22 protein-coding genes are annotated in these 25,445 nt (G+C 57.6%); 8 read left to right on the top strand and 14 right to left on the bottom strand.

The genetic code is table 11. The features are described 5' to 3' along the window. The first annotated feature begins 14 nt into the window (after positions 1 to 14). From E1297_RS41815 to E1297_RS41835, 5 genes are read left to right on the top strand one after another with little or no spacing between them, the layout of a single operon-like run. Entirely contained in the window at positions 15 to 2,417 is a 2,403-nt protein-coding gene (locus E1297_RS41815) for an FAD-dependent oxidoreductase (protein ID WP_155148885.1), read from the top strand. After that, positions 2,414 to 3,934, top strand: a complete 1,521-nt coding sequence (locus E1297_RS41820) for a trimethylamine methyltransferase family protein (RefSeq protein WP_155148887.1) — start codon at positions 2,414 to 2,416, stop codon at positions 3,932 to 3,934. Before E1297_RS41815 ends, E1297_RS41820 begins: the two co-directional genes overlap by 4 nt. A 14-nt stretch (positions 3,935 to 3,948) precedes the next feature. Further along, positions 3,949 to 4,623 (top strand): TetR/AcrR family transcriptional regulator, encoded by a 675-nt coding sequence (locus E1297_RS41825; protein WP_155148889.1) that lies wholly within the window; start codon positions 3,949 to 3,951, stop codon positions 4,621 to 4,623. Beyond that, a complete protein-coding gene (locus E1297_RS41830) occupies positions 4,620 to 5,924 on the top strand; it encodes an FAD-binding oxidoreductase (protein WP_155148891.1) in 1,305 nt (434 codons plus the stop codon). The genes E1297_RS41825 and E1297_RS41830 overlap by 4 nt, the downstream gene beginning before the upstream one ends. Positions 5,925 to 5,980: 56 nt before the next feature. Next, complete coding sequence (locus E1297_RS41835) at positions 5,981 to 6,727, top strand: hypothetical protein (RefSeq protein ID WP_155148893.1); 747 nt, start codon at positions 5,981 to 5,983, stop codon at positions 6,725 to 6,727. Here the strand turns inward: E1297_RS41835 and E1297_RS41840 are convergent. After that, positions 6,700 to 10,128, bottom strand: a complete 3,429-nt coding sequence (locus E1297_RS41840; RefSeq protein WP_155148895.1) for an indolepyruvate ferredoxin oxidoreductase family protein — start codon at positions 10,126 to 10,128, stop codon at positions 6,700 to 6,702. The two genes, E1297_RS41835 and E1297_RS41840, sit on opposite strands and share 28 nt — an antisense overlap. Before the next feature lie 146 nt (positions 10,129 to 10,274). Here E1297_RS41840 and E1297_RS41845 point away from each other — a divergent pair, with 146 nt between their 5' ends. Next, positions 10,275 to 10,733 carry an Lrp/AsnC family transcriptional regulator gene (locus tag E1297_RS41845; protein ID WP_155148897.1) on the top strand — a complete coding sequence of 153 codons (459 nt, stop codon included), beginning with the start codon at positions 10,275 to 10,277 and terminating at the stop codon, positions 10,731 to 10,733. A gap of 2 nt (positions 10,734 to 10,735) precedes the next feature. Here the strand turns inward: E1297_RS41845 and E1297_RS41850 are convergent, their stop codons facing one another. Further along, a complete protein-coding gene (locus E1297_RS41850; RefSeq protein ID WP_155148899.1) occupies positions 10,736 to 11,125 on the bottom strand; it encodes a DUF3307 domain-containing protein in 390 nt (129 codons plus the stop codon). Positions 11,126 to 11,295: 170 nt separating this feature from the next. Between E1297_RS41850 and E1297_RS41855 the strand changes: the two genes are divergently transcribed. Continuing rightward, positions 11,296 to 14,337 carry an ABC transporter transmembrane domain-containing protein gene (locus E1297_RS41855; RefSeq protein ID WP_196223538.1) on the top strand — a complete coding sequence of 1,014 codons (3,042 nt, stop codon included), beginning with the start codon at positions 11,296 to 11,298 and terminating at the stop codon, positions 14,335 to 14,337. Positions 14,338 to 14,343: 6 nt separating this feature from the next. Here E1297_RS41855 and E1297_RS41860 read toward each other — a convergent pair whose 3' ends face one another. The 9 genes from E1297_RS41860 to E1297_RS41900 form a co-directional block, all read right to left on the bottom strand. Further along, positions 14,344 to 14,685 (bottom strand): ArsR/SmtB family transcription factor, encoded by a 342-nt coding sequence (locus E1297_RS41860; protein WP_368669836.1) that lies wholly within the window; start codon positions 14,683 to 14,685, stop codon positions 14,344 to 14,346. Between the two features lie 59 nt (positions 14,686 to 14,744). Next, the gene (locus E1297_RS41865) at positions 14,745 to 15,977 is read right to left on the bottom strand and encodes a mandelate racemase/muconate lactonizing enzyme family protein (RefSeq protein WP_155148901.1); all 1,233 of its coding nucleotides are present in this window, start codon (positions 15,975 to 15,977) and stop codon (positions 14,745 to 14,747) included. A gap of 24 nt (positions 15,978 to 16,001) precedes the next feature. Then, positions 16,002 to 17,096 carry a Zn-dependent alcohol dehydrogenase gene (locus tag E1297_RS41870; RefSeq protein WP_155148902.1) on the bottom strand — a complete coding sequence of 365 codons (1,095 nt, stop codon included), beginning with the start codon at positions 17,094 to 17,096 and terminating at the stop codon, positions 16,002 to 16,004. A gap of 83 nt (positions 17,097 to 17,179) precedes the next feature. Further along, positions 17,180 to 18,379, bottom strand: a complete 1,200-nt coding sequence (locus tag E1297_RS41875) for a TCR/Tet family MFS transporter (protein WP_155148903.1) — start codon at positions 18,377 to 18,379, stop codon at positions 17,180 to 17,182. A gap of 130 nt (positions 18,380 to 18,509) precedes the next feature. Then, positions 18,510 to 19,223 (bottom strand): alpha/beta fold hydrolase, encoded by a 714-nt coding sequence (locus E1297_RS41880; RefSeq protein ID WP_155148904.1) that lies wholly within the window; start codon positions 19,221 to 19,223, stop codon positions 18,510 to 18,512. 12 nt (positions 19,224 to 19,235) lie between these two features. Beyond that, entirely contained in the window at positions 19,236 to 20,024 is a 789-nt protein-coding gene (pcaD, locus tag E1297_RS41885) for a 3-oxoadipate enol-lactonase (RefSeq protein WP_155148905.1), read from the bottom strand. Between the two features lie 76 nt (positions 20,025 to 20,100). Beyond that, the gene (locus E1297_RS41890) at positions 20,101 to 21,075 is read right to left on the bottom strand and encodes a threonine/serine dehydratase (protein WP_155148906.1); all 975 of its coding nucleotides are present in this window, start codon (positions 21,073 to 21,075) and stop codon (positions 20,101 to 20,103) included. After that, the gene (locus E1297_RS41895; RefSeq protein WP_155148908.1) at positions 21,072 to 21,899 is read right to left on the bottom strand and encodes an alpha/beta fold hydrolase; all 828 of its coding nucleotides are present in this window, start codon (positions 21,897 to 21,899) and stop codon (positions 21,072 to 21,074) included. The genes E1297_RS41890 and E1297_RS41895 overlap by 4 nt, the downstream gene beginning before the upstream one ends. Further along, positions 21,899 to 22,585 (bottom strand): haloacid dehalogenase type II, encoded by a 687-nt coding sequence (locus E1297_RS41900; RefSeq protein ID WP_155148910.1) that lies wholly within the window; start codon positions 22,583 to 22,585, stop codon positions 21,899 to 21,901. Before E1297_RS41900 ends, E1297_RS41895 begins: the two co-directional genes overlap by 1 nt. Before the next feature lie 125 nt (positions 22,586 to 22,710). On the opposite strand from E1297_RS41900, the gene E1297_RS41905 reads away from it, so the two are divergent. Next, positions 22,711 to 23,139 carry a peptidylprolyl isomerase gene (locus E1297_RS41905; RefSeq protein ID WP_155148912.1) on the top strand — a complete coding sequence of 143 codons (429 nt, stop codon included), beginning with the start codon at positions 22,711 to 22,713 and terminating at the stop codon, positions 23,137 to 23,139. 10 nt (positions 23,140 to 23,149) lie between these two features. Here E1297_RS41905 and E1297_RS41910 read toward each other — a convergent pair whose 3' ends face one another. The 3 genes from E1297_RS41910 to fabB are packed head-to-tail and all read right to left on the bottom strand — an operon-like array spanning position 23,150 to position 25,430. Then, entirely contained in the window at positions 23,150 to 23,344 is a 195-nt protein-coding gene (locus E1297_RS41910; protein WP_155148914.1) for a hypothetical protein, read from the bottom strand. A 59-nt stretch (positions 23,345 to 23,403) separates the two neighbouring features. Then, the gene (locus E1297_RS41915; RefSeq protein WP_155148916.1) at positions 23,404 to 24,195 is read right to left on the bottom strand and encodes an enoyl-ACP reductase; all 792 of its coding nucleotides are present in this window, start codon (positions 24,193 to 24,195) and stop codon (positions 23,404 to 23,406) included. A 5-nt stretch (positions 24,196 to 24,200) separates the two neighbouring features. After that, the gene (gene fabB, locus E1297_RS41920) at positions 24,201 to 25,430 is read right to left on the bottom strand and encodes a beta-ketoacyl-ACP synthase I (RefSeq protein ID WP_155148918.1); all 1,230 of its coding nucleotides are present in this window, start codon (positions 25,428 to 25,430) and stop codon (positions 24,201 to 24,203) included. Between the last annotated feature and the right edge of the window lie 15 nt (positions 25,431 to 25,445).

Genomic DNA, 25,445 nt, shown 5'->3' on the forward strand with positions numbered 1-25,445 from the left:
CAGGGGAGGTCGGGATGAAATCTCAGTATCGCGTAGTAGTCATCGGTGGTGGCGTTGTTGGCGCCTCAGTTCTCTATCATCTGGCCAAGTTTGGCTGGTCGGACGTGGTGATGTTGGAACGCAGGCGTCTGGCATCGGGGTCTTCGTGGCACGCGGCCGGGGGTATTCATGCGCTGAATGCCGATCCGAACATGGCATCGCTGCAGGCCTATACGATTGATCTGCTGAGCGAGATCGAGAAAGAGTCGGGGCAGAACATCGGCTTGCATATGACCGGTGGTCTGACTCTTGCCGGTACGCCTGAGCGCTGGGAATGGCTGCAGGCCAACTATCGTATCTTCCAGTCCATCGGTATCGATGATTGTGAGTTGCTGTCACCTGAAGAGGCGCAGCGCCGATGCCCGATCATGTCAACAGATGGTGTACTGGGTGCGATGTGGGCAGATCGTGAGGGGTATATCGATACGACCGGCACGGTTCAGGCCTATGCAACGGCGGCAAAGAAACGCGGCGCGGAGTATTTCGAGGAAACCAAGGTCGAGGAGTTGATCCAGACTGATGATGGCTGGCAGGTCGTGACCGACAAGGGCACGATCACCTGTGAACATGTGGTCAATGCGGCCGGGCTTTGGGCCAAGCAAGTGGGCCGTATGGCAGGCGTCGAACTGCCGGTTTCGCCGCTCAAACACCATTACCTGATTACTGACTCGGTCCCCGAAGTGGCTGCTGCTGATTTCGAGATGCCGATGACAGTCGATCTCGAAGGTTTCACCTATATGCGGCAGGACCAGAAGGGTGTTCTGGTCGGGATTTACGAGGTCGATCACGAACACTGGGCCATGGATGGCGCGCCATGGAACTATGGCGAAGAGTTGTTTCAGGAACAGCTCGACAGGATCGAGAATGAGTTGACGCTGGGTTTTGAACGGTACCCGTCGATCCAGAATGTCGGCATCAAGACTTGGGTGAATGGCGCCTTTACCTTCTCACCAGACGGCAACCCACTGGTCGGTCCTGTGCCGGGCAAGCGGGGTTATTGGTCGGCCTGCGCTGTGATGGCGGGTTTCCTGCAGGGTGGCGGTGTCGGCAAGACATTGGCCGAGTGGATGATCCACGGAGAGCCTGAGGCGGATGCGTGGCCGATGGACGTGGCGCGCTATGGTGATTTTGCCCAGAACAAACGTTACATCCGCGAAACCACGGGTCAGTTCTATTCCCGCCGCTTCGTGATGACCTATCCGAACGAACAGCTTCCAGCGGGGCGCCCGCTAAAGATGGCCCCGGCGCATGATGCGATGGCCGAAGCGGGCTGTAAGTGGGGCGTGAGCTGGGATCTTGAAGTGCCGCTTTATTTTGCACCGAAAGGGTTTGAGGAAACGCCCACGCTCAAGCGGTCAAACGCGCATGACATCGTAGCCGAAGAGTGCAGAGTAATCCGGGAAGGCGTCGGCCTGATGGATATCTCGGGCTTTTCCCGTTTCGAGGTCTCCGGGCCGAATGCAGAACTCTGGCTGGATAAGGTGATGGCCTCCAAGCTCCCCGCTCCGGGTCGCGCGAAACTAGCCCCGATGCTGGGTGAGAACGGGCGACTGAAGGGTGATTTGACTGTACTGAACTGGGGTGACGGTACCTGGTGGGTCATGGGCAGCTACTACCTGCGTGCCTGGCATATGCGCTGGTTTGACGATCACATGATAGATGGCGTCAAGATCCGGGATCTGGGCGAGGAATACTGCGGCTTTGCTGTTGTTGGACCGAAATCGCAGGATGTGGTCGAAAAGCTGGCCGAGCAGGACATCTCGGGCCTGAAGTTCATGGGATGTGGCGACTTCGATATCGGCCTTGTGCGGGCCAGAGTCGCGCGCATGTCGGTCACAGGCGAAAAGGGTTATGAGATCAACTGCCGTTACGGCGATCATATCAAGCTGCGCCGGATGCTGCTTGAGGCCGGAGCTGACCAAGGTATTCGCGAATGCGGCTTCAACGCGATGCTGTCAACGCGGCTGGAAAAGAGCTTTGGCATCTGGTCGGCGGAGTTCACGCAACTCTATACCCCCGGGATGACGGGGATGGATCGCTGGATCGACTGGGGCAAGGATTTTATCGGTAAAGATGCCGCCTTGGCAGAGCGTGATGGAAACGGTCCGGCTCAGGTACAGGTGACGTTGGAAGTTGATGCGCTGGATGCGGATGCCAGCGGGTATGAACCCGTCTGGCAAGACGGTGAGCGTGTCGGGTTTGTGACGTCAGGCGGGTATGGGCACTACACGGGTAAGTCACTGGCCATGGCGCTGGTTGATCGCGACAAGGCTGAACCGGGGACAGAGTTGTCGGTTCACGTTGTTGGTGTCGAGAGGCCTGCGCGTGTGATTGCGCCATCCCCGTATGATCCGCAAGGCAAGGCGATGCGCGCATGACACGGCGCGGTCGCAGAGCACGAGCCGAAGCTGCGGAAACACCGCAGCGGCAGGTGGACTATCGCAATCTGCGCAATCCGTTCCCGCCCATGGCGGCTTTCACCGAGGATCGGATCGAAGCGCTGCATCAGGCCTCACTGACCGTTCTGGAAGAGATCGGGATCAAGGTCTTGCTGCCTGAGGCGCGCAGGCTGTTTCAGCAGGGCGGCGCGCGCGTCGATGATGAGATGGTCTATATCGGCCGTGAAATGGTCGAGGCTGCGCTGTCAACCGCGCCACGTTCTATCGTCATGAAAGGGGCGGTGCCGGATCGGGACATCACGCTGGAACTGGGGCGACTGGTCTTTCAGCCCGGTGCCGGTGCACCACATGCGACCGATCTTGAACGCGGGCGGCGGCCGGGAACGCTGAGCGATTTTCGCGAGATGGTTCAGATCACCCAAGCCTTCGATGTTCTGCACATGGTTCCACCTTTGGTCGAGGCGCAGGACATTCCTATGCACCTGCGCCACTACGCGATGACCGAGGCAGAACTGACGCTGAGCGACAAGGTTCCATTCATCTATTCCCGCGGAACGCCTCAGGTGATGGACGGGTTCGAGATGGTGCGCAGTTTTCGCGGACTGACCGACGATGAATTCAACGCGCAGCCCTGGTGTTACACGATCATCAACACAAACTCGCCGCGTGTGATTGACATGCCTATGGCGCAAGGTCTGATCGACTTCGCACGCGCAGGTCAAATGTCCATCGTGACACCGTTTACGCTGATGGGGGCGATGGCCCCGATCACCGTAGCCGGGGCTATGACGCTGAGCCACGCCGAGGCGCTGGCGGCGATCACACTGACCCAGCTTGCCAAACCTGGCGCACCGGTTTGCTACGGGACCTTTACCAGCAATGTGGACATGAAATCCGGGGCACCTGCATTTGGGACGCCTGAGCATTTCACCGCTTCACTGGTTGCGGGCCAATTGGCCCGTCGGGTCGGGCTGCCTTGGCGTTGTGCCGGGGGCAGCGCGGCCAATGTCAATGACGCGCAGGCCGCGAACGAGACACAGTTCGGCCTGTGGGGGTGCCTGATGGCCGGCGCCACGGTGGTCATCCATTCGGCAGGTTGGCTGGAAGGTGGGCTGACGGTTTCGTTTGAAAAGATCATCACTGATCTGGAAGTGTTGCAGATGGTGGCTGAGCTGTGTGCGGGTACTCCGGCAACGGATGCCGACATTGCTTTGGACGCATTGCGCGAGGTTCAACCATCGGGCCATTTCTTTGGTGCCGGGCACACGATGGAGCGGTATCAGACCCAGTTCTACGAGCCGTTGGTTGGGGACTGGTCCAATTTTGGTACCTGGAGCGAACGCGGCGCGATTGACGCCAATCACAGGGCCACAGGGATCTGGAAGAATATCGTTGAGAACTTCGACGCCCCGGCTCATGATGTGGATCGGTCAGAGGCGTTGCGTGCGTTCATTGCCCGTCGTACGGAAGAGGGCGGCGCTCCGCCGGAAAGCTGATCGGGTTCAACATCATGACCACAAAACCTGTACTCCACCGTGACGATCCCGATGCCGAACCTCTGGTCGGCAACATTAAGGTGACACGTGACGACTGGCTGAATGTGGCGATGGATGTGCTGATTTCGGATGGGGTCGAGCAGGTCAAGGTGCTGAATCTGGCCGAGCGGATGGCGGTCTCGCGATCATCTTTTTATTGGTACTTTAAATCCAGGCAGGAATTGCTGGACGCACTGCTCGCTCGTTGGCAGGCCACGAATACGGCTGCGTTGATTGCACAGACCGAGGCCCCGGCCCAAACGATCACGGCCGCCGTTTGCAATGTGCATCGCTGTGTCGTCAATACAGCGCTGTTTGACACTGCGCTGGACTTTGCGGTGCGGGATTGGGCCCGCAGGTCTGGCAAGGTGCGCCGAATGCTGGATCAGTCGGACGCAAAACGACTGCAAGCGTTGCACGTGATGTTTGCACGCTTTGGGTATTCAGCGGATGAGGCCGAGACGCGGGCGCGAGTTCTTTACTACATGCAGATCGGTTATGACCTCGCACAGTTGAACGAGCCGCTGGCCACGCGGTTGTCGCTGGTTCCGCACTATCTTTATGTTTTCACAGGGGTCGAGCCGCGACCGGAAGAGATCGAAGAATTCAGCGCCTATGCGCGACGTTTCTGGGAAGGGGATCCATCATGAGCCAGCCTGATGCAATCATCATCGGCACCGGCGTAATAGGTGCGGCCATCGCGTTCGAGATGTCCAAGGCAGGGTGGAAGACCCTGTCGCTGGATCGGAACACGCAAGTAGGCCACGGCTCAACCGCCGGGTCCTGCGCGATCATAAGAATGCACTATTCCACATTCGACGGGACTGCGTTCGCTTGGGAGGGTTATCATTATTGGCGCGACTGGGCCGAATATCTGGGACTGCCTGTGGAAACCAATCTGGCTCAGTTTCGCGAAACCGGATGTCTGGTCATGAAGACGGCAGCCAATGAATTTCTGGAAAAGCACAAGAAATACAGCACTGAACTGGATTGTCCGTTCGAAGAGTGGGGGGCAGAGCAGATCAAAGATCGGCTGCCTGTCTACACATTGGACAGCTTTGCCCCGGCCAAACGCATGGATGATCCCGACTTTGGTCAACCCAACGGAGGGCATATGGAAGGCGCGGTCTATTGGCCTCAGGCAGGTTACGTGACTGACCCGGCACTTTCAGCGCAGAACCTGATGGATGCTGCGAAACTGCACGGGGCTAGATTGCGAACCGGGGCTGAGGTCGTCGAAATACTGACCGCCGGGGGCCGTGTCTCCGGGGTCCGGCTGGCGTCAGGCGAAGAAATCCACTCAAAGGTAGTTATTAACGTTGCCGGTCCCGGTTCTGCAATCATCAACCGGATGGCAGGTGTTCTGGATGACATGACAATCGAAACCCGCCCCCTGCGGCAGGAGGTGGTACATGTTCCGGCCCCGGATGGGTTCGATTTCGAACAGGATGGCACCATCGTATCTGACAGCGATATTGCCTGCTATTGCCGTCCGGAACATGGCAATCACATTCTGATCGGATCGGAAGACCCGGAATGCGATCCCCACCAGTGGTGCGAGGATGACGTTAACTACAATCACGATTTCACGGATCAGTGGACGACGCAGGCAATGCGTTATGCCCAGCGCGTGCCCAGCCTTGGTATCCCGTCGAAAACCCGCGGGGTGGTTGATCTGTACGATGCGTCGACCGATTGGATTCCGATCTACGACAAGTCCAGCCTACCCGGATTTTACATGGCCTGCGGAACCAGCGGCAACCAATACAAGAATGCGCCGATTGCGGGCAAGATGATGACGTCACTGATCGACTACTGCGAGGGTGGGGCCGATCACGATGCCGATCCTCTGCAATTTGAGCTGCCTTATATCAAGCGCAGCATCAATGTCGGGTTCTATTCGCGGAAACGGCCGATCAACGAAGAAAGCAGTTTTTCCGTTTTGGGCTAGAGAGACAGAAAAATCGGACTAAGTCGCCTGTGGAGTGGTAAGAGGCCAAGCAAGGCATGACTGATAAACGTCCAAAAGTTCTGATACTTGGAAGTGCCCCTTCTGCGATGGCTGCGCGGGACTGGCCGCGCGGCCCGTTTTCGCATGTGCTTGCGATCAACAACGCCTGGCGGATCCGTGATGACTGGGACATTTTGGTTCATCCCGAAGATTTCCCAGTCGAAAACAGACCCAGGAGAACTGAGCGGTCTCAGAGAATTGTCAGCGCAAAAGAGTATGTCCCGGCGCAGAACAAGTATGGCGGCTTTGTCTATGCCGGTGGAACTATGGCGTTCACCGCAGGGTATTGGGCTCTGGCTGCTCTGCACCCGGCAGTCCTTGCTTATCTTGGATGTGACATGGTGTATCCCAAGTCGGGTAAATCTCATTTTTACGGGCGGGGCACTGCGGACCCCCTGCGCCCCGATGTGACTCTGCGATCGCTGGAGGCAAAATCAGCACGGCTTGCCCTGATGGGCGCTGGGCAGGGATGCCACGTGGTCCGGTTGTCGTCTGGGCACAGCCGTTTGGCGTTTCCCAGCGTTTCAAAGGACGATCTGAGTGCCGCAGGTTTGCCCGATGCAAATGGAATGCAACGCGCGTTGAGCGCTGAAGCAAAGATCGATTACTCCGTTCCGTCAGGACGATATTGGGAGGTCGAAGAGAGGTTCGACCCCAATGTTATAGACAGGTTGGATCGACTCTGGCTGTCGACCTACAAAGCCGCGATTCCGGATCAGGCCGTCTGTTCTGTCTTATCCTGAACCATTTGCGAAACATTTTTGCGGGCCGCTTCTGCAGACTTGATCCGAACTGGACCATAGCCACGGATTTCGTCGGCACATGCCAATATCTCAACCCATGTAACCGCATTCGCGTCAGTATAGCTTGTCATGAGTTGGTACAGCAGATCCTGGTACCACGACAATAGCTCTCGATGCAGGCGCGCCTCTTCATGGTAACCGAAGGGATTGAATACGGAGCCGCGCAGGGGGCGGGCATTGGACAGAACTTTCAGAACGGGTTGCAGCCATGGACCAAAGACCTGTTTGAGTGGGCGACCGCGTTCATCTTTGCCACGGCTCAGAAGAGGGGGCGCCATGTGGAACTTTACCGAAAAGTCGCCTTCGAATTTCTCGGATAGCTCCTTGGTGAATTGGCCGTTTGTCATCAGGCGCGCCACTTCGAATTCGTCTTTGTAGGCCATAAAGCGGAACAGGTTTCTGACTACGCTGTGCAGCAAATTCTCATCTGCATTAGGCAGCGTACTTCGAAGCTCAGCAATCCGATCCTTGTACTTTTTGCTGTATCTTTCGTTCTGATAGTCGCGCAGAAACTCGGCGCGGCGTTCAATCATCTGATCCAGTGTTTCTTCGTTGGCGGTGGTATCGTCAAACCGGGTCAGCACGTCGGGCCGTGCAGCGATATTGCGCCCGATGGCAAAGGCCAGCCGGTTCTTTTCGATCGCGACACCGTTCAGCAATATGGCCTGACCCAGTGCGCTGTGTGAAACCGGAACAAGCCCTTTTTGCCATGCATATCCCAGCATGATGACATTGGCGAAAACGGCATCGCCCAGCATGTTTTCAGCGGCGGCGTTGGCGTCAAATCCGGACAAGTTATCTGCCCCAACGACACGTTCAATGGCTTCCTCCCGCGCCTTCACGCCCAGCTGTGCATCGCGGCGCAGAACCAGATCGCCTGTTGGCATTTCAGCCCGGTTCAAGACCACCTGAGTCCCTTCGCGATAATGCGCCGAAGCTTTGGCGGCGGAGCTGACTACAACGTCGCATCCAATCACCGCATCTGCAGTTCCCTGATCGATCCGGACCTGATTGAGCGCGTCGGGAGAGCCTCCCAGACGGATATAGCTGAGGACGGTCCCAAACTTCTGCGCAAAGCCTGTGAAATCCAGTACTGATGCACCTTTCCCTTCGAGATGTGCGGCCATGGTGATCAAGGCTCCGACCGTGACGACGCCAGTGCCGCCGACCCCGGTGACCAGCAGATCAAATGGCCGACCCAGTTCAGGCAGGTCGGGATGCGGCAGGCCGCTTTCGAGCCTGCCCAGGTCTAGTTCGACCGCTTTCTTGCGCCTTGTTGCACCCTCGACCGTGACAAAGCTGGGGCAGAAGCCGTTCAGGCAGGAAAAGTCCTTGTTGCAGGAGCTCAGATTGATTTTGCGCTTTCTGCCAAGCGGTGTTTCGCGCGGCTCGACGCTCAGACAGTTGGAGGCGACCGAGCAATCACCGCATCCTTCGCAAACCAGATCGTTGATCCAGACAAAGCGTTTGGGATCCTCCATGGTTCCGCGCTTGCGTCTGCGGCGCTTTTCGGTGGCGCAGGTCTGTTCGTAAATCAGGACCGTTACGCCGGGTATTTCCCGCATCTCGCGCTGCAGAGTATCCAACGCGTCCCTGTCATGGAACGTGGTCTGGGGTGGAAAGTCTGTGCCATGAAACTTGGAGATGTCATCCGAGACAATCGCTATTCGTTCGACGCCTTCGGCGCGGCAGGTTTGAGCGATAGCGGCAACGCTGACCGGGCCATCGACAGGTTGCCCGCCTGTCATGGCGACGGCATCATTGTAGAGGATCTTGTAGGTGATGTTTGCACCCGCTGCGACGGCTTGCCGGATCGCAAGAGAGCCCGAGTGATACCAGGTGCCTTCGCCCAGATTCTGAAAAATATGCTTGCCGCCGTTGAACTTGGAGGCGACCACATGCGGTACACCTTCGCCGCCCATCTGCGCGTAACCCACAGTCTGCCGATCCATCCAGCTGGCCATGACATGACATCCGATCCCGCTGGCCGCGGTTGAGCCTTCGGGCACTTTGGTCGAGGTGTTGTGTGGGCAGCCCGAGCAGAAATAGGGCGTGCGTGTAGCGCCGGGCACATTGATGAGCTGAGGGGGTGTATCGGTTAGGGCTTTGGCTTTGGCGGGCAGGTTTTCTTCGGGGAAGAACCGATCCAGCCGTGCCGCCACAATAGGAGCCAGCATCAGCGGGCTCAGCTCACCCGTCCATGGGATCAGAGGCTCGCCATGACTATCGTATTTCCCGACCATCTTGTGCGGCTTGTCGCCGGGCCAGTCATAGAAATACTCCTTGAACTGGCTCTCAATAATGCCGCGTTTTTCCTCTACAACCAGAACCTCGGCTTTTCCCTTCACAAAGCGTAGCGCGTTGCGTCGGGCCAGCGGCCAGACCATGCCGACCTTGTAGATATCGATGCCCAGACGGCGGCAGGCGGCTTCATCCAGGCCCAGCAGGCGCAGCGCCTCCATCAGGTCAAGATGGCCTTTGCCGGTAGTGACAAATCCAAAACTGGCCTTGTCGATGTCATAGATGCGGCGATCTATCGGGTTGGCTTCGGCAAAGGCGCGAACAGCGCGCAGTTTTTGCCGAATGCGTGTTTCGATCTCCGGAGAGGGCAGGTCGGCCGAACGTACATGCAACCCGCCTGCGGGCAGATCGATCTCGGGCAGTACAAAGTTTCGGTCAGGTTTCAATTCGACCGAACGCGCGCTTTCGACGGTTTCCGAAATCGCCTTGAACCCGACCCACGTGCCGGAATAGCGGGAGAGCGCCAACCCATATTCGCCGAACTCGAGATATTCATCTACCGAGGCCGGATTCAGGGTCGGCATGAACCACGCCATGAAGGCCACGTCCGACTGATGCGGCATTGAGGAACTGACACAACCGTGGTCGTCCCCGGCCACTACAAGCACACCGCCCTTGGGTGACGATCCATAGGCGTTTCCATGCTTGAGCGCATCGCCGGACCGGTCCACGCCAGGGCCTTTGCCGTACCACATGGAAAAGATACCTTCGACCTCGCACTGTGGATCGAGGGTGGCTTGCTGTGCGCCCAGAACGGCAGTGGCCCCGAGGTCTTCGTTCACTGCGGGCATGAAGGTGATGCGCTCATCCTTCAGCCGCGCTTTCGCGCGCCATAACTCCAAGTCCAGCCCACCAAGAGGTGAGCCGCGATAGCCTGAGACAAAGCCTGCTGTGTTCAGGCCAGCATCGCGATCCCGACGGGCCTGGTCCATCATGATTCTGGCCAGAGCTTGAGTGCCGGTGAGGAAAACCCGTCCGGTCTTCAGGTCATAACGGTCTTCAAGTTGGTATGTTCGGGGGGCGGGGTCGAGATGGCTCATTGCTCAGTTCCATGGGGCTGCCTTTGGAATTGAGGAAGATTAAACCGGTCCAGGTGGAAATTTATGCCTGATTGGTCGGAGTATTGCATGTGTGGTGAAAATATTGTTCAATTTTTCCATGACATACGGAAAGTGTGGCCAAATCCATGTTGCTAGATGAACGAGACCGTCGAATTCTAACGATGTTGCAGAAGGACAGTCGCATCTCGAATGCTGATCTGGCCGAAGCCGTTGGTATGTCGGCATCGGCACTGTGGCGCCGGGTTCGCAGCCTGGAAGAGGCAGGGATCGTCGAGCGCTATGGTGCTGTCGTGAACCCAACGGCGATGGGGTTGAGCTTTGAAGCTATCGTGCATGTTCACCTGACGCGGCATGACCCCGAGAAGATTGTCGAGTTCATTCGTGCCATCGAAATCAGCCGGGAAGTGCAGGACTGCTACGCGACAACAGGGCAGGCTGACTACCACCTGCGCGTATTGTGCGCTGATCTGGCCGCTTACAATTCCTTCCTTGAGGATTTCCTGTTCCGCCTGCCTGCTGTTGCCAGCGCGCAGACCAATGTGGTTTTGCGACCGATTAAGCGGAACAGACCTGTCGAATTCTGAGATCAGGCCACGAATTTCACCCATGCCCAGGCCATGGCGATATAGGTCAGATTGTGCATGCACTGATCCAGCCCGGCCGCACGCCAGAACGCAGCCTGATCAGGCTGCAGCTTTTTCTTGTCTGAATAGCTGGCTTTGAAAAAGTCGATGTTGAAATGAACAATCCACTCTAGTGCGGCGATGATCAGGATGAACTGAAGTGGCGCGCCAATAACCAGAAAAACAAGAACAGACCCAACAACATGCACTGCGGCATGCTGGGCGCGTCCAACGTGAAAATATTCCCCTCGCCCAGAGAGCATCTTGGGCGTTTGCAAGTAGAAGTCGGCAAACATGTGCTTGATCTGCAATAGGCAGAGCAAAAGCAACACCGTGCCAAGAGTAGCAGGCAAAAGTACCTCCCGATATCGTCCTGGATGTAGAGACTAGGCACTAAAATCGTGTCGCGCAAATGAACTAGTTCACACAAGCTAAATAAAAGTGAAAAAATAGGAAACTATTTGCCTAGCCTGATGCCGATGCAGTAAATTCCCACTGCTGGTCTAGGTAAAGATCGCCATATTTGGATAACGGTTCAGTTGCAGGGGCAGGCGCCATAGAACGCACAATCTTCCGTTTCATCTGGAAATACTCAAAACGCGATCAGCTGATCCTGCTGGCCGTGACGGCGACGCTGTTTCCGCTGTTGTATCTGACGTTGGAGTTGCCAAAACGCATCATCAACGACGCGATCGGCGCGACCAGTTCGATCGTCAATGTCTGGGGCTACAGTCTTGAGCAAACCACCTTTCTGGTGATTCTGTGTTTTGCCTTTCTTGCTGCTGTTCTTGCGCATGGTCTGATGAAAATGCGGATCAACACCATGAAAGGTGTGCTGAGCGAACGTATGTTGCGCAGGTTCCGCTATCAGCTGATCAGCCGGGCTCTGCGATTCCCGCAGCCGTATTTCGAACGCGTCAGTCAGGGTGAACTGGTCTCGATGGTCACGGCCGAAAGCGAGCCGATGGGAGGCCTGATGGGGGATGCCATCAGTCAACCGGTTCTGCAGGCCGGGCAGATGCTGACGATCCTGTCCTTTTTGTTCCTTCAAAGCGTTTGGTTCGGGCTTGCCGCTATTGCGTTGATCCCGTTGCAGGCCTGGCTGATCCCGCGCTTGCAGCGCCAGATCAATCTGCTGAACAAGAAACGCATTCAGGAAGTGCGCGTGCTGGCGGCGCAGATTGGCGAAAACGCGGCCGGAGCCTCGACGTTGCGGGCAAATGGTGGCTGGCGGTATCGGCGCGCTATGATCTCGGATCAGCTGGGCCGCCTGTTTGGCATTCGGTTCGAGATTTACCAGAAGAAGTTCTTTATGAAGTTCATAAACAACTTCATCTCGCAGCTGACGCCGTTCATGTTCTATCTGATTGGTGGCCTTCTGGTGCTGCAGGGATCGGTTTCGCTGGGCGCGCTGGTCGCGGCGCTTGCGGCCTATAAGGATCTGAGCTCACCCTGGAAAGAGCTGCTGACATACTACAACCAGACACAAGACATGTCGCTGCGCTGGGAAGTTGTCATCGAACGCTTTGCACCGGATGGCATGCTGGATGAAAAGCTGTTCGAAGGAGAGCCGACCGAGCGGCCAAGACTGAACGGCGACATCGTGCTGGATCACGTTTCGGTTCGCGATATGGACGGAAATCAGGTTCTGGATGATCTGGATCTCACATTCCCCTCGGGCAAAACGATCGGTATCGCGGCCCCCAGCGAAGAAGATCGCCGTGCCCTGGCGGAAACGCTGACGCGTGAGATATTGCCAAGTTCCGGCAAGGTAAGGATTGGCGGGGCAAATCTGTCTGATCTTCATCAGGGTGTTGTTGCGGCAAGGATCGGGCACGCCACCTCGCGCCCGGTGATGTTTCAGGGAACTGTGGGCGATAACGTCATGATGCCGATGCGGTTCAAGCCGCTCTCGGATCAAGCCAACGATCCCGATTTTCACGAGACATTGCGTGCAGGAAATAGCAACGATCCTTTCCGGACCGAATGGTTGGATCCGTCACTAGCCGGGTTTGAGAACCCCAATCTGCTACGCAATTGGTGGCTGCAACTGATCGACGGCATGGGATCAGGCGCGACCCTGTTCCAACGCGGCAGTGAACAGGTCTTTGACGCTGCCGAGCATCCGGAACTTGCTGCCAAGCTGGTTGAACTGCGCCCGCTGGTGCAGAAGGCGGTGCGTCGGGAGGGGTTGGAGCAACAGGCACTGGTCTTTGACCGGGCGACATATAATCCTGCATTGCCGGTGGTTGAAAACCTGCTGTTTGCCACGCCACGGGTTCCGGTCACGCAAAAGTTGCTGTCAGAGCAAACGATTTTCCTAGGTCAGTTGCGGGAACTGGGTCTGGATGAAACCCTGATCAGCCTGACGCGTGACGTGATCGAGATGTTGCGGCAGATCTTTGGTCTGGATGGCACCGACCATCCGCTTTTCCGCAAGCTCGGGCTTGAGGCTTCGACCTATGAGGCCGCTGTTGAGTTGGTCGAAAAGACACGCAAAGACGGCGCTGTTGGTCTGGATGATGAACAGCTTGCCAGTATGCTGGCTGTGCCTTTTGTCATTTCGGCTGAACAGATCGGTCCTGCCTTCAGTGAAGAACTAAAAAGCCGCATTCTGGAGCTGCGACACAGCCATTCGGAAGAGTTGATGGCGCGGTTGTATGATGTGTTCGTCCCGCTGGATGCATCAGAATTTGCACCCGGTCTGACCGTCATGGAAAATGCCCTGTTCGGTAAGGTCAGCCAGATCGGCGGGGCGCGTTCGGACGAAGCACGCAAAGTGATTGTAGATGTTCTGGCTGAAAACGGAGCCCGGTCTCTTGTGGTCGAGCTGATTTACGACGTGCCTGTTGCGCTGGGTGGGCAGAACCTTCCGGCGGCGTTGGCCGAGCCGCTGGCCTTTACCCGGGCCACGATCAAGAAGCCCGACATTTTGATCCTCGAAAATGCGCTGGCCAGCTATGACATGGACACGCAGATCGCGGTGTACAAAAACCTTCGGGAACTTCTGCCTGAAACCACCGTCATCTATCTGAACGACCAGTTTGAAGAGCCGGATGTCTTCGACATGTTCGTTGAGATCCGGCAAGGCCGGGTCGTTTCTGATCAGGGACCGGCAGATGTCGAGGGCGATGGCGCGGCGTCAGCAGACCTGGCGCGCAAACTACGGGCACTGGAGCAGACGCCACTCTTTTCTGGCCTGGATCGTCGGCAGCTACGCCTGCTGGCCTTTGGTGCGCGTTGGTTTGAGGCTAAAGCTGGTGAAGTAGTGTTCCTGAAAGACGACCAGCCAACCGATGGCGCGTATATGATCCTTGAGGGCGAGGCGGGCTTGTATCTGCCGCAGGATTCCGGCCCGGATCAGTTGATTACGCGCGTGGGCGGCGGAACGCTGGTGGGCGAGCTTGGATTGATCCGCAAAGAACCCCGCGCGCTGAGCATGGTTGCCGAAACGGATCTGGTCTGCCTGCGCATCGGTGAAGAAGAATTCCTGGCCGTAGTCGAGAATGATGCGGCCACGGCGTTCAAGCTGCTGCAGGTTGTTGCGGGATACGTCGCGAGCTAGTGCAACTTAGCCATCCGCTTTGCAGAACTGGGAATAGAGCAGCTCGATGACCTGTGCTGTGTTGCCATCACTCAGCGAGTAATAGATCGTCTTGCCTTCGCGTCGGGTTGTCACAAGGCCTTCTTCACGCAGTCTTGCCAGCATCTGACTGACCGCGGCCTGACGCAGTTCCAACAACGCCTCCAGCTCTCCGACGGATCGTTCACCCGCACCCAGATGACACAGGATCATCAGGCGGCCTTCGTGTGCAAGCGTCTTGAGAAACGCGGCGGCCTTCGCTGCGCTTTCCTTCATGTTTGCCGGTGTCTCGGGCGGCAGGTTTTGCGGTTCGATATCTTGAATTGTCACGGAAGTGCCGGTCTGGGGGGTTGGGGTTGGCGCAATATGCCCCAACCCAAGCTAATTTGTCACCCCTCTGTCGCGGGAGCACCACCCTGAAAGGCGTTGCCGTTGACATAGTCGCAGGGTTCTTCCTGCATCTGCAGGTGCAAGCCATCGCCGGAATAGGGATGTGCGCGGGCCAGCTCTTCGTCCACCTCAATTCCCAGACCCGGCGCTGTCGGCGGAGTGACGAAGCCGTTTTCAACGCGGATCGAGCCTTTGATCAACTGATCGTGGAATGGGGTCTCAATGGTTTCGAGCAGCAGCAGGTTCGGAATCGAAGCCGCCAAATGGATGTTTGCCGCCCATTCCACCGGACCCGCATAGAGGTGCGGTGCCATTTGCGCATTGAATACCTCAGCTATGGCGGCCACCTTCTTCATTTCCCATATGCCGCCTGCACGTCCCAGCGCTGGCTGCAGGATTTCCGCAGCACCTGCACGCAAGACCGCACCAAACTCGGCTTTTGTGGTCATGCGTTCGCCGGTTGCGACCGGAATGCGGACGTTGCGTGCCACACGCGCCATGTCTTCGATCATGTCCGGTGGTGTCGGCTCCTCGAACCAGAGTGGAGAGTAGGGTTCCAGTGCTTGTCCAAGACGGATCGCACCCGCGGTGTTGAACTGACCATGAGTGCCGAACAGCAGGTCGGCTTTGTCGCCGACTGCTTCTCGGATCGCTTTACAGAAAGCCACGGACATCGAGATGTCGGACATGGCCGGCATATGCCCGCCGCGCAAGGTGTAAGGGCCTGCCGGGTCGAACTTGACGGCCGTAAAGCCGCGCCGAACCATTTCAGCGGCGCATTCCCCGGCCTGCTCGGGAGAGGTCCAGAAATCCGTCAGATTATGTTGCGGCAGCGGATAGAGGTAAGTGTAGGCGCGAATGCGTTCATTCATCTTGCCGCCGAGCAGAGCATAGACTGGGCGGTCGCGATCTTTACCCAGGATATCCCAGCACGCGATTTCCAGCCCCGAGAATGCGCCCATGACGGTTAGGTCGGGTCTTTGGGTAAAGCCACTGGAATAGGCGCGCCGGAACATCAGTTCGATGTTTTCGGGGTTTTCGCCTGCCATGTGCCGTTCGAACACGTCCCGAATGACGTGCTCCATTGCCTTTGGCCCGACAGAGGAAGCATAGCATTCCCCCCAACCCGTGATGCCGGTATCGGTGGTGACTTTCACCAGTATCCAATACCGGCCACCCCAGCCCGGTGGGGGCGGCGCGGTGACGATGATATCAAGATCCTGCAGTTTCATCGGGTGTTCTCCCCCTGAATGGCGTCAGCCCCGGTCAAACAGGATCACGTTGCGCTTGGCCGATCCGGTTTTGGTGTCTTCGATCGCGTCGTTGATCTGATCCAGCGACCATCGGCCCGAAATCAGTTCATCCAGTTTCAGTCGCCCCTGTTCGTACAGGTCGATCATCCATGGGATGTCGCGCTGAATGACAACATCACCCATTTTCGAACCGATCAGACCTTGTCCGATGGCGGCCAGAATGACGGGCTCATAGCTTGCCTGAGCGCCGGAATGGGGCATGCCGATCATGATCGCCTTGCCGCCGCGACCCAGATAGCGAGGGGCCTGATCATAAGCGGGTATCGCACCGACCGTGATCAGAACCGCATCAGCACCGCGCCCGCCAAGTGCCTTGTAAGACGCTTTCCAGGGTTCTTTGAGCGTTGCCAGAACACCATGGGTGGCGCCGAATTCTTTGGCAATCTCAAGCTTCTCTTCCGTCATATCGACTGCCACGATGCGCCGCGCGCCTGCCAGCCGTGCACCCTGAATGGCGTTCAGGCCGACGCCACCTGCTCCGATCACCACGACATCCTGACCCGGGCGCAAACCGGCGGCGTTGACCGCAGCGCCCACGCCGGTGATCACGCCGCAAGACAATAGGCTTGCCACATCCTTGGGCATGGTTTGTGGAATTTTGACAATTTGCCGGTGACTGACCACAACCTTTTCAGCAAAAGCACCACAGGCCATCGCCTGTTCAAGAGGGCCACCATCGGCGGTGCGCAGCGGGCCCTTGACGGTATCGTAAGGTGTTTCGCAAATGGTCGGCTTACCGCTGGCGCACGAGGGGCAGGAGCCACAGGCGCGGATCAGTGTCACAACAACCGAATCCCCAACCTGAAAATCCCCTGCCGCATCTCCGACAGCGGTAATGATGCCTGCCGCTTCGTGCCCGTAAACGGCTGGCAGGAAACCGCCCCACGCGCCGCTGGCATAGGTGATGTCCGAGTGGCAGATGGCTACCGCGTCCAGAGTAACCTCGACCTCGCCCATCCCGGGCGGGGCGATTTGGATTTCCTCAATCACCAGTGGTTCATTAAAGGCGCGGCATACGGCGGCTTTGATGGTTTGCATGGCTTCCCCAAAATTTGCTTTGGGTCACGGTGGCGCGTCGAGCATCAAGCTGCAAGGCGGAAACCGCCATAGATGTGTCGTTGTTACACCTCGGCAGGGCGAGAGCGCAGAAAAAGGACAAATCCGACCAGCATCAGGCCCAGGGCCAGCAGGAACGGTGCCCCGGGGAGGTATACTGGCGCGTTTTCCCTCGCGAATTGCGCGAACACACTGGTCATAACCAGCGGGGACAGGATCATGGACAGCGCATGCAGGGCTGCAAGAACCCCCTGTAACTCACCCTGCTGAGAATCGGGCGTTGCACGGGACATCATGGCCTGTAGTGCCGGTGTCACGACTGCGCCCAATGCCGTTATCGGGATCAACATCAACGCGATTTTGCCACTGGTCAAAAACGCCAGCAGCGCAAAGCTGATGATTTCAAAACCCATACCGGCGAATATCGTTACCCGCTCACCCAGATACCGCGTTGCGGGGCGGATCAGGCCACCCTGAACCGCTGCCATGCCGATTCCATATATCCCCAGCGAGAACCCGATGATCTGTGGGGACCAGCCAAAACGTTCGACCGTGAAATAGGACCAGATTGCCGGATAGACGTAGATCGAGACCGAATAGAGGAAGTATACCCACAGCATCGGTCGAATGCCCGGCAGCGCTGCGATGGCCTTTAGAGAGCCGGCTGGATTGGCACGACGCCAGTTGAAGGCGCGCCGGGTTTTGTCCGTCACGGTTTCCGGCATCACGAGGCAGCCCGCGATAAAGCCAAGTGCAGATAATCCGGCAGCAGCCCAAAAGGGCGCGCGCGTTCCAAATTCGCTCAACAGCCCGCCAAGCAGGGGGCCGAGAACAAAACCTACTCCAAAAGCTGCACCAAGCAGACCAAAGTTTGCTGCTTTCTCATGTGGCTTGGAGACATCTGCCATGAACGCCGCCGCGGTCGAATGTGTGGCGGCAGTTATCCCACCGACGATGCGGCCGATCAGCAGCAGCCAGATAGATCCCGCAATTGCCATCACTACGTAATCCAACGCCATCACGAACAGCGAAACCAGCAGAACCGTCCTGCGTCCGTATGCGTCTGACAGGTTTCCAAGAACCGGGCCGAACAGGAATTGCATGGTGGCAAAAGCCGTGCTCAGCACGCCGCCCCAGATCGCGGCATTGGCCAGCGATCCGCCCTGAACCTCGACGATCAGCTCGGGCATGATCGGCAAGACAAGACCGATGCCCATCGCGTCGATCATCACGGTGCAGAGTACAAACAGAAAAGGCAGGCGCATGGGAACCGGATTCAAGTATCTTTGGTCGGACCCTAGCCCCGGTCGCATCCGGTTAAAAGAGATGCTTTTTGGGCAAATCACCTCTGGTTCACCTGACGTTCCGTAAGTCGCGGAGTGCGGTGACCTGAACTTAGAAATTCCGGGTGATCTGATGGATCATTCCCGCCAGCGTCCGGGGGTGAGAAAAGAACGGAGAATGCGACCCATCTATGTTCAAACGCATGTTGGGAGATGCGCAATGGCTCATTTGTTCTTCGTATTCGGTCGGAATGGTATGGTCATCCAATGCGCGGATATAGCCTTTTGGCACTGAGGCAAATTTCTCGCTGAGCTGTAGCGGCGTATCCTGAGGCAGGATCGCCTGAGGGCACAATCTGGGCAGAGCGTAAGACGTCACTTCGGGCGGGCAATCATGGTAGAAAAGATCATGCACGCGATCCGGCAGAACTGTGTAGGATAATCCATCTGCGGACTTTTCGACCGCGCCTTCGGTCAGCTGTCGTGGTGCGCGTTTGCGCATTTCAATCATCGAAACACCGGATTGCGGGACGTAAGCACAGACATAGATCAATGCGCGCATTGAGCCGGGTGAGGCCTCTGCAGCGGCGCTGATCGGATAGCCGCCCCAGGAATGACCGACGACGATCGTTTCCGGGCTGGATGCTTTCAAAACCGCATCACGGCAGCTGTCCAATGTAACCTCGGCGATTGGGGTTGGGTCTGATCCATGACTGGGCAGATCAATCGCACGTGCAGTGTGACCGAGCGCCGTCAGTTCGGGTATCAGATCGCGCCAGCACCAGGCGCCATGACAGGAACCATGAACCAATAAGAAATCGGCCAAAGAAACTCTCCTTCAAATATGCCCAATATCGACTAAAAATTCCTTGAGTATCTCGGCGTACCTGATCGGCTGCTCAACACAGGGCAGATGCCCGGCTTTGCGCATCAATTCAAATCTTGAGCCGGGGATCAGGTCGGTGGTCTCACGAACCAGATCAGGGGGCGTCGATCCGTCATCGCTTCCCGCGATGCCAAGCGTGGGCAGGCGTAAACCGCTGGTGGGGGTGTAGAAATCTGTGCCTGAAATTGCTGAACAGCAACCCAGATACCCGTCCAGCGGCTGGCGCACCATCATGTTGCGCCAGAGCTCCATCTCTGGCGTTTCGCGGAAGGTTTTGGTGAACCAGCGTTCCATTGTGGCATCGGCAATCGCCTCGATGCCGCTTGTACGGATCGCATCAATGCGATCCTGCCAGATCGATGGGGTCGCAATTTTTGCGGCGGTGTTCGACAGCACCAGCGCCCGGACCTGATCCATACGTTTGACGGCCAGACCCTGCGCGATCATGCCGCCGATGGACAGGCCGACAAAGACGCAATCTCTGACTTGCAAGTGATCCAGCAGGTTCTCGGTATCGCGAACCAAAGCGCCCATCGAGTAAGGCGCGGGCGGCTGCGAGGACAGACCATGGCCCCGCTTGTCATAGCGGATAATTTGAAGGCCTGCGGGCAGCAGCGGCAGGATCGGATCCCATAGGCGCATGTCTGTGCCCAGTGAATTCGCGAACACAATGGGTGCGCCATCGGGATCGCCATCGATCCGATAATGCAGTTTTACGTCCCCGAGATCGGCGATGTTCATATATCGGCCCTTGTCTGCGATTTTTCCGGTCGGAATGTGTGGTGCCTGTCCAGATTGCACCGGTTTCCGTCCGTTGTCAGGTCAGGAATTCCAACGCTTTAGCAAAAATTTGCGGATCAACATTCCCGCCCGAGGCAACAACAATCACCGCATCCCCCTCGATCTGATCCTTGCGGAACAGCGCCGAGGCCAGCGAGACGGCCCCGCCGGGTTCCAGTACGATTTTCAAGCGCAGGAATGCCAGCGCCATCGCATGCAGCGCTTCTTGCTCGGAAACGGCAAGACCCGGCCCACAGAGACGGTTCAGGATCGGGAAGGTGATCTGCCCGGGCTGAGGCGTCAGGATCGCATCGCAGATATTGCCGGACGTGGCGTTGTTGTTCTGAATGCTGCCTGACGCAAGCGAGCGTTTGACGTCGTCAAAACCTTCGGGTTCGCAGGGGCGGGGCCGCAGGCCGGGGGCGTGTTTTTCCAGCGCCAGCGCGATCCCGGACGTCAGGCCTCCGCCACCACAGCACACCAGAACATCGGCTTCTCTCACGCCCAGTTCCTGCGACTGGCGGGCGATCTCAAGCCCGGTTGTGCCTTGACCGGCTATGACCTGCGGTTCGTCATAAGGGCGGATCAGGGTCAGCCCGCGCTCGGCAGCCAGTGCTTCGCCAATTTCTTCCCGGCTTTCATTGGCGCGGTCATAGAGGACAACTTCGCCCCCCAGCGCACGGGTATTGTCGATCTTCAACTGAGGCGCGTCCGATGGCATGATGATCACAGACGCTATCTCGTGTTTTGAGGCCGCCATTGCGACACCCTGAGCGTGATTGCCTGATGAATAAGCGATAACGCCACGCTGACGGGTAGAATCATCAAGGGCTGAAATCGCAGACCACGCACCCCGAAATTTGAAGCTGCCTGTATGCTGCAGGCATTCCGGTTTGATCAGCACTTTTCGACCTGCAATCTCATCCAGAAACGGAGAGGTCAGGATCGGCGTCTCCCGAACATGCCCTTTCAGCCGCTCGGCGGCGGCCTCGATCATCTCAATATTGCTCATGCGGCGTCCAATACTTTGCGAATGAGTTCAAGTGACTGCGGTTCATCCAGAAACGGGACGTGACCCCGATCCGGTATTTCGGCTGAAACAAGGTTGGGATGGCGTATGTGCATCTCTGCCAGTGTTGCGGCCCCCAGTACATCGGAGTTCGCCCCGCGGATCACACCAGTTGGTATGCTGCGCAGTGCGTCGAAAAGGTCCCACAGATCCGGCGGCGCGCCCGCAGCAGCCTGTTCGATCAGCGCAGTTCGCAAAGCGGGATCATAGCGCAGAGCCAGGCCATCCGCGGTTTCGCGATACTGAGCTTCGGCATGCTTGCGCCAGACAGTCAGCGGAACGCCGGGAAACTGGGGCTCCAGCGCTTGTTTCAGAATTTGTGCCGCCTCGTCATAGGTCTTTGAGGCGGGTGGTTTGCCAACATATTCCATGATCCGCGCAATCCCGGTGGGCTCGATCACCGGACCAACGTCGTTCAGGATCACGCCAGACAATCGCTCAGGGTGACTGACGGCAAGCGCCATCGCGATCAGGCCGCCGCGTGAAGTGCCGATGACAAATGCCTTGCCCAGTCCCAGGTGATCAAGCAATTCGATTGCATCCTGGGCTTCGCGAATGATGTTGTAATTCATGCAGTCGGGGTCGTAATCTGACTGACCGCGCCCCCGATAATCCATCGCGATCATGCGCAGATCTTTCACATGTGGTGCCAGCGATGCGAAATCCTGCGTGTTGCGCGTCAGTCCGGCCAGGCAGAGAACCGACGTGCCATTGCCGGTATCCTCGAAATAGAGGCGCCTGCCGTCAGACGCAGTGAAAAATGCCATCAAAGCCCAGCCAGTTTCGGGATCGTCGTCAGGTCGGACAGTACATGTGCAGGCGTCCAAGGCAAGCGGTCCATTGGCTCACCGGCACGATTGACCCAGGCGGTCACAAAACCATACCCGCTGGCCCCCGCAGCGTCCCATCCGTTTGAGCTGACGAACAGCACTTCATCCCGGGTGCATCCAAATCGGTCCTGCACCAGATCATAAACCTTTGCATGGGGTTTGAAGACGCCGACACTCTCAACCGACAGGACATCGTCCAGCACATCCCCAATCCCGGCAGATTGTACGGCCCCGTCCAGCATTGGCGGTGAACCATTCGACAGAATAGCCGTCTGCATACCACCCGCTTTCAGTGCCTTTAGCATTTCAGGAACTTCGGGATAGGCTTGTAACTCCCAATACAGATCCAATAGCCGCTGGCGCAGGGTCGCGTCGCCCTGCAGGCCTGTCGCCTCAAGCGCCCAGTCCAGACCATCCTGCGTCACGTCCCAGAAATCGGTATGCGCATCGGCAACGGCCCTGAGCCAGGTATATTGCAACTGCTTCAAACGCCAGTGATTGGCCAGTTCCGGCCATTTTTTCTGCAGGGCCTCAAACCCCGGCTCTCCCGCGGCCTGACGTGCAGCCGCTGCAACATCGAACAACGTGCCATAGGCATCGAAAACGCAAGTCGTGATTGCCATCTGCTTCTCCCCTGATCGGGCGCAGGTTGGCACAAGAGCTGAAGGGGTAAAAGAGCCAAGGGTTTACATTGTCGTGTTAGCCCCTAGGCTTGGCCGTTCCTTTCCTTATGAGGCCGGAGGCCAATATGACCGCAATCAAACAGGGCGACACGGTTCGCATCCATTACACCGGAACTTTGCTGGACGGTAACGTCTTTGACAGTTCCGAAGGACGCGATCCGTTGGAATTTGCGGTCGGATCCGGGCAGATCATTCCGGGGCTGGATGCTGCGATTCCGGGAATGGAAGTTGGCGAGAAGAAGCGAGTCGAAATCCCGTGCACCGAGGCATATGGCCCGATCAACCCGGCTATGCGGCAGGATATCCCGCGCGAGGGTATCCCGGATGATATCCCGCTTGAGCCCGGTACGCAGCTGCAGATGCAAACACCAGATGGGCAGGCCCTGCCGGTGACTGTGGTCGAGGCCAACGAGGCGACCGTTACGCTGGACGCAAATCACCCGTTGGCGGGACAGGATCTGATTTTTGATATCGAGATCGTTTCGGTTAACTGATCAGTCTGACCTATAGGCCAGGTAACTGGTTCAGAAACGGCCCAACCGCGTCACGCACCTGCGGTTGGGTGTAGAAGACGAACAGAATCAGCAGTGTGGAGAGGGTCAGCAGCATGATACGCGCGCGGTTGCTGCGCATCCCCGACTTGCGCCGGGATTGAGCTGCACGCGCGTTGCTTGCGATAATCTGGTCAAGTTTGTTCATAATGCCATCCCTGCCGCTGAAAGATGGTTAAATCTTGGCGGCGACAGGGAAAGATATGGTCACATAGAATCGGGCTGAGGCATGCCCAAAACGTGGAAGCCGCCATCGACGCGAATGATTTCGCCCGAGGTGCAGGCACCAGCGTCCGAAGTCAGATAAACGGCGGTGCCACCGACGGCTTCGAGCGTTGCGTTTGAGCGCATCGGAGCGTTCTGATCGCAGAACTTGTAGGTCTTGCGTGCGCCACCGATCGCAGCACCGGCCAATGTCTTCATCGGGCCGGGCGAGATCGCGTTTACGCGGATACCTTCGGGGCCAAGATCGTTGGCCAGATAACGGGTTGCCGATTCCAGTGCCGCTTTGGCAACGCCCATGACGTTGTAGTTCGGGACAACCCGGTTTGACCCCTGATAGGTCAGGGTCAGCAGCGTGCCGCCATTTTCCTTCATCATCGGATAGGCGCGGCGGGCCACTTCGATGAACGAATAAGCCGAAACATCCATGGAATGTTTGAAGTTGGCACGGGTGGTGTTCAGGAACCGTCCGGTTAGTTCGGATTTGTCCGAATAGGCGATGGCGTGCACGACAAAGTCGATGGTTGGCCAGCGCTCGGCCAGTTCACCAAATGCGCGGTCCAGAGATTCGTCGTCAGTGACATCCGCATCAACCATGAAGTCGCTGCCAAGGCTTTGGGCCAGCGGTTCCAGCCGCTTGCCGAATGCCTCGCCCTGATAGGTGAATGCCAGTTCCGCGCCGGCCTCGTGCATGGCCTTGGCGATGCCCCATGCAATTGAGCGGTCATTGGCCACGCCCATGATCAGGCCGCGTTTACCCTTTAGAAGATCCGACATCATTTTCACCCGTTATACTTTGACAGAACCATGGATCCGTTCGTGCCGCCAAAGCCGAAGCTGTTGGTCATGACACTGTCCAAGCCTGCGTTTTCAACTACTTGAGTTGCAATTTCACCGGGCAGGATGCCTTCGGCAAGTGTGTCGACGTTGATCGACGGAGTAATAAAATCGTTGTCCAGCATGAGCAGGCAGAAGATCGCCTCAAGCGCGCCCGCCGCGCCCTGTGCGTGCCCTGTCATTGATTTTGTTGAAGAAATCGGAGGGACATTACCTTCGCCAAAGATGCGGCGAACAGCTTCGACCTCACCCACGTCCCCGACTGGTGTCGAAGTGCCGTGTGCGTTGATGTAGCCAACCTTGCGTCCTTCGGGAACGGTTGAAAGTGCCAGACGCATCGCGCGCTCACCACCTTCACCGGACGGGGCCACCATGTCATGGCCATCCGATGTGGCGGCATAGCCGGTGACTTCGGCATAGATTTTTGCGCCGCGTGCCAACGCGTGATCCAGATCTTCCAGAACGACGATGCCGCCGCCGCCAGAGATGACAAAGCCATCTCGGTTCTGGTCGAACGCGCGGGAGGCCTTATCAGGAGTGTCATTGTATTTCGAAGACATAGCGCCCATGGCGTCGAACAGGCAGGACAACGTCCAGTCCAGTTCCTCACCGCCGCCCGCGAACATAACGTCCTGCTTGCCCAGCATGATCTGCTCGGCGGCGTTGCCGATGCAGTGCAGCGAAGTCGAGCAGGCCGATGTGATCGAGTAGTTGATACCCTTGATCTTGAACGCGGTCGCCAGGTTGGCGGAAATGGTCGAACACATGCATTTCGGCACGGCAAAGGGTCCGATGCGCTTGGTTGCACCGTTTTTCAGAACTGTCTGGTGCGCGGTCAGCATCGCGCTGGTCGACGGGCCGCCGGATCCAGCGACCAGACCGGTACGTGGATTCACAACCTGATCTTCGGTCAGACCAGCGTCGGCAATCGCCTGGCTCATGGCGATATGGGCATAGGCCGCACCGGGGCCCATGAAACGCAAGGTGCGCTTGTCCACATGTTCCGTGACGTCGATCTTGAGCGAGCCGGCGATCTGGCTGCGGAAGCCATGTTCAACCATCTGCTCATTGGCCTCGATGCCGGATTTGCCTGCTTTGAGCGAGGCGAGGACCTCTTCGGCATTGTTCCCGATGGAGGAGACTACCCCCAGACCGGTGACGACGACGCGACGCATAAGCGTACTCCTGTG

Source organism: Roseibium sp. RKSG952 (genome assembly GCF_009711355.1).

Coding starts and splice junctions, on each gene's coding strand:
- E1297_RS41815 (WP_155148885.1), top strand. CDS start 15: ATGAAATCTCAGTATCGCGTAGTAGTCATCGGTGGTGGCGTTGTTGGC.
- fabB (WP_155148918.1), bottom strand. CDS start 25,430: ATGCGTCGCGTCGTCGTCACCGGTCTGGGGGTAGTCTCCTCCATCGGG.
- E1297_RS41910 (WP_155148914.1), bottom strand. CDS start 23,344: ATGAACAAACTTGACCAGATTATCGCAAGCAACGCGCGTGCAGCTCAA.
- E1297_RS41895 (WP_155148908.1), bottom strand. CDS start 21,899: ATGGCATTTTTCACTGCGTCTGACGGCAGGCGCCTCTATTTCGAGGAT.
- E1297_RS41890 (WP_155148906.1), bottom strand. CDS start 21,075: ATGAGCAATATTGAGATGATCGAGGCCGCCGCCGAGCGGCTGAAAGGG.
- E1297_RS41875 (WP_155148903.1), bottom strand. CDS start 18,379: ATGCGCCTGCCTTTTCTGTTTGTACTCTGCACCGTGATGATCGACGCG.
- E1297_RS41900 (WP_155148910.1), bottom strand. CDS start 22,585: ATGGCAATCACGACTTGCGTTTTCGATGCCTATGGCACGTTGTTCGAT.
- E1297_RS41915 (WP_155148916.1), bottom strand. CDS start 24,195: ATGTCGGATCTTCTAAAGGGTAAACGCGGCCTGATCATGGGCGTGGCC.
- E1297_RS41865 (WP_155148901.1), bottom strand. CDS start 15,977: ATGAAACTGCAGGATCTTGATATCATCGTCACCGCGCCGCCCCCACCG.
- pcaD (WP_155148905.1), bottom strand. CDS start 20,024: ATGAACATCGCCGATCTCGGGGACGTAAAACTGCATTATCGGATCGAT.
- E1297_RS41870 (WP_155148902.1), bottom strand. CDS start 17,096: ATGCAAACCATCAAAGCCGCCGTATGCCGCGCCTTTAATGAACCACTG.
- E1297_RS41820 (WP_155148887.1), top strand. CDS start 2,414: ATGACACGGCGCGGTCGCAGAGCACGAGCCGAAGCTGCGGAAACACCG.
- E1297_RS41830 (WP_155148891.1), top strand. CDS start 4,620: ATGAGCCAGCCTGATGCAATCATCATCGGCACCGGCGTAATAGGTGCG.
- E1297_RS41835 (WP_155148893.1), top strand. CDS start 5,981: ATGACTGATAAACGTCCAAAAGTTCTGATACTTGGAAGTGCCCCTTCT.
- E1297_RS41905 (WP_155148912.1), top strand. CDS start 22,711: ATGACCGCAATCAAACAGGGCGACACGGTTCGCATCCATTACACCGGA.
- E1297_RS41825 (WP_155148889.1), top strand. CDS start 3,949: ATGACCACAAAACCTGTACTCCACCGTGACGATCCCGATGCCGAACCT.
- E1297_RS41845 (WP_155148897.1), top strand. CDS start 10,275: ATGTTGCTAGATGAACGAGACCGTCGAATTCTAACGATGTTGCAGAAG.
- E1297_RS41840 (WP_155148895.1), bottom strand. CDS start 10,128: ATGAGCCATCTCGACCCCGCCCCCCGAACATACCAACTTGAAGACCGT.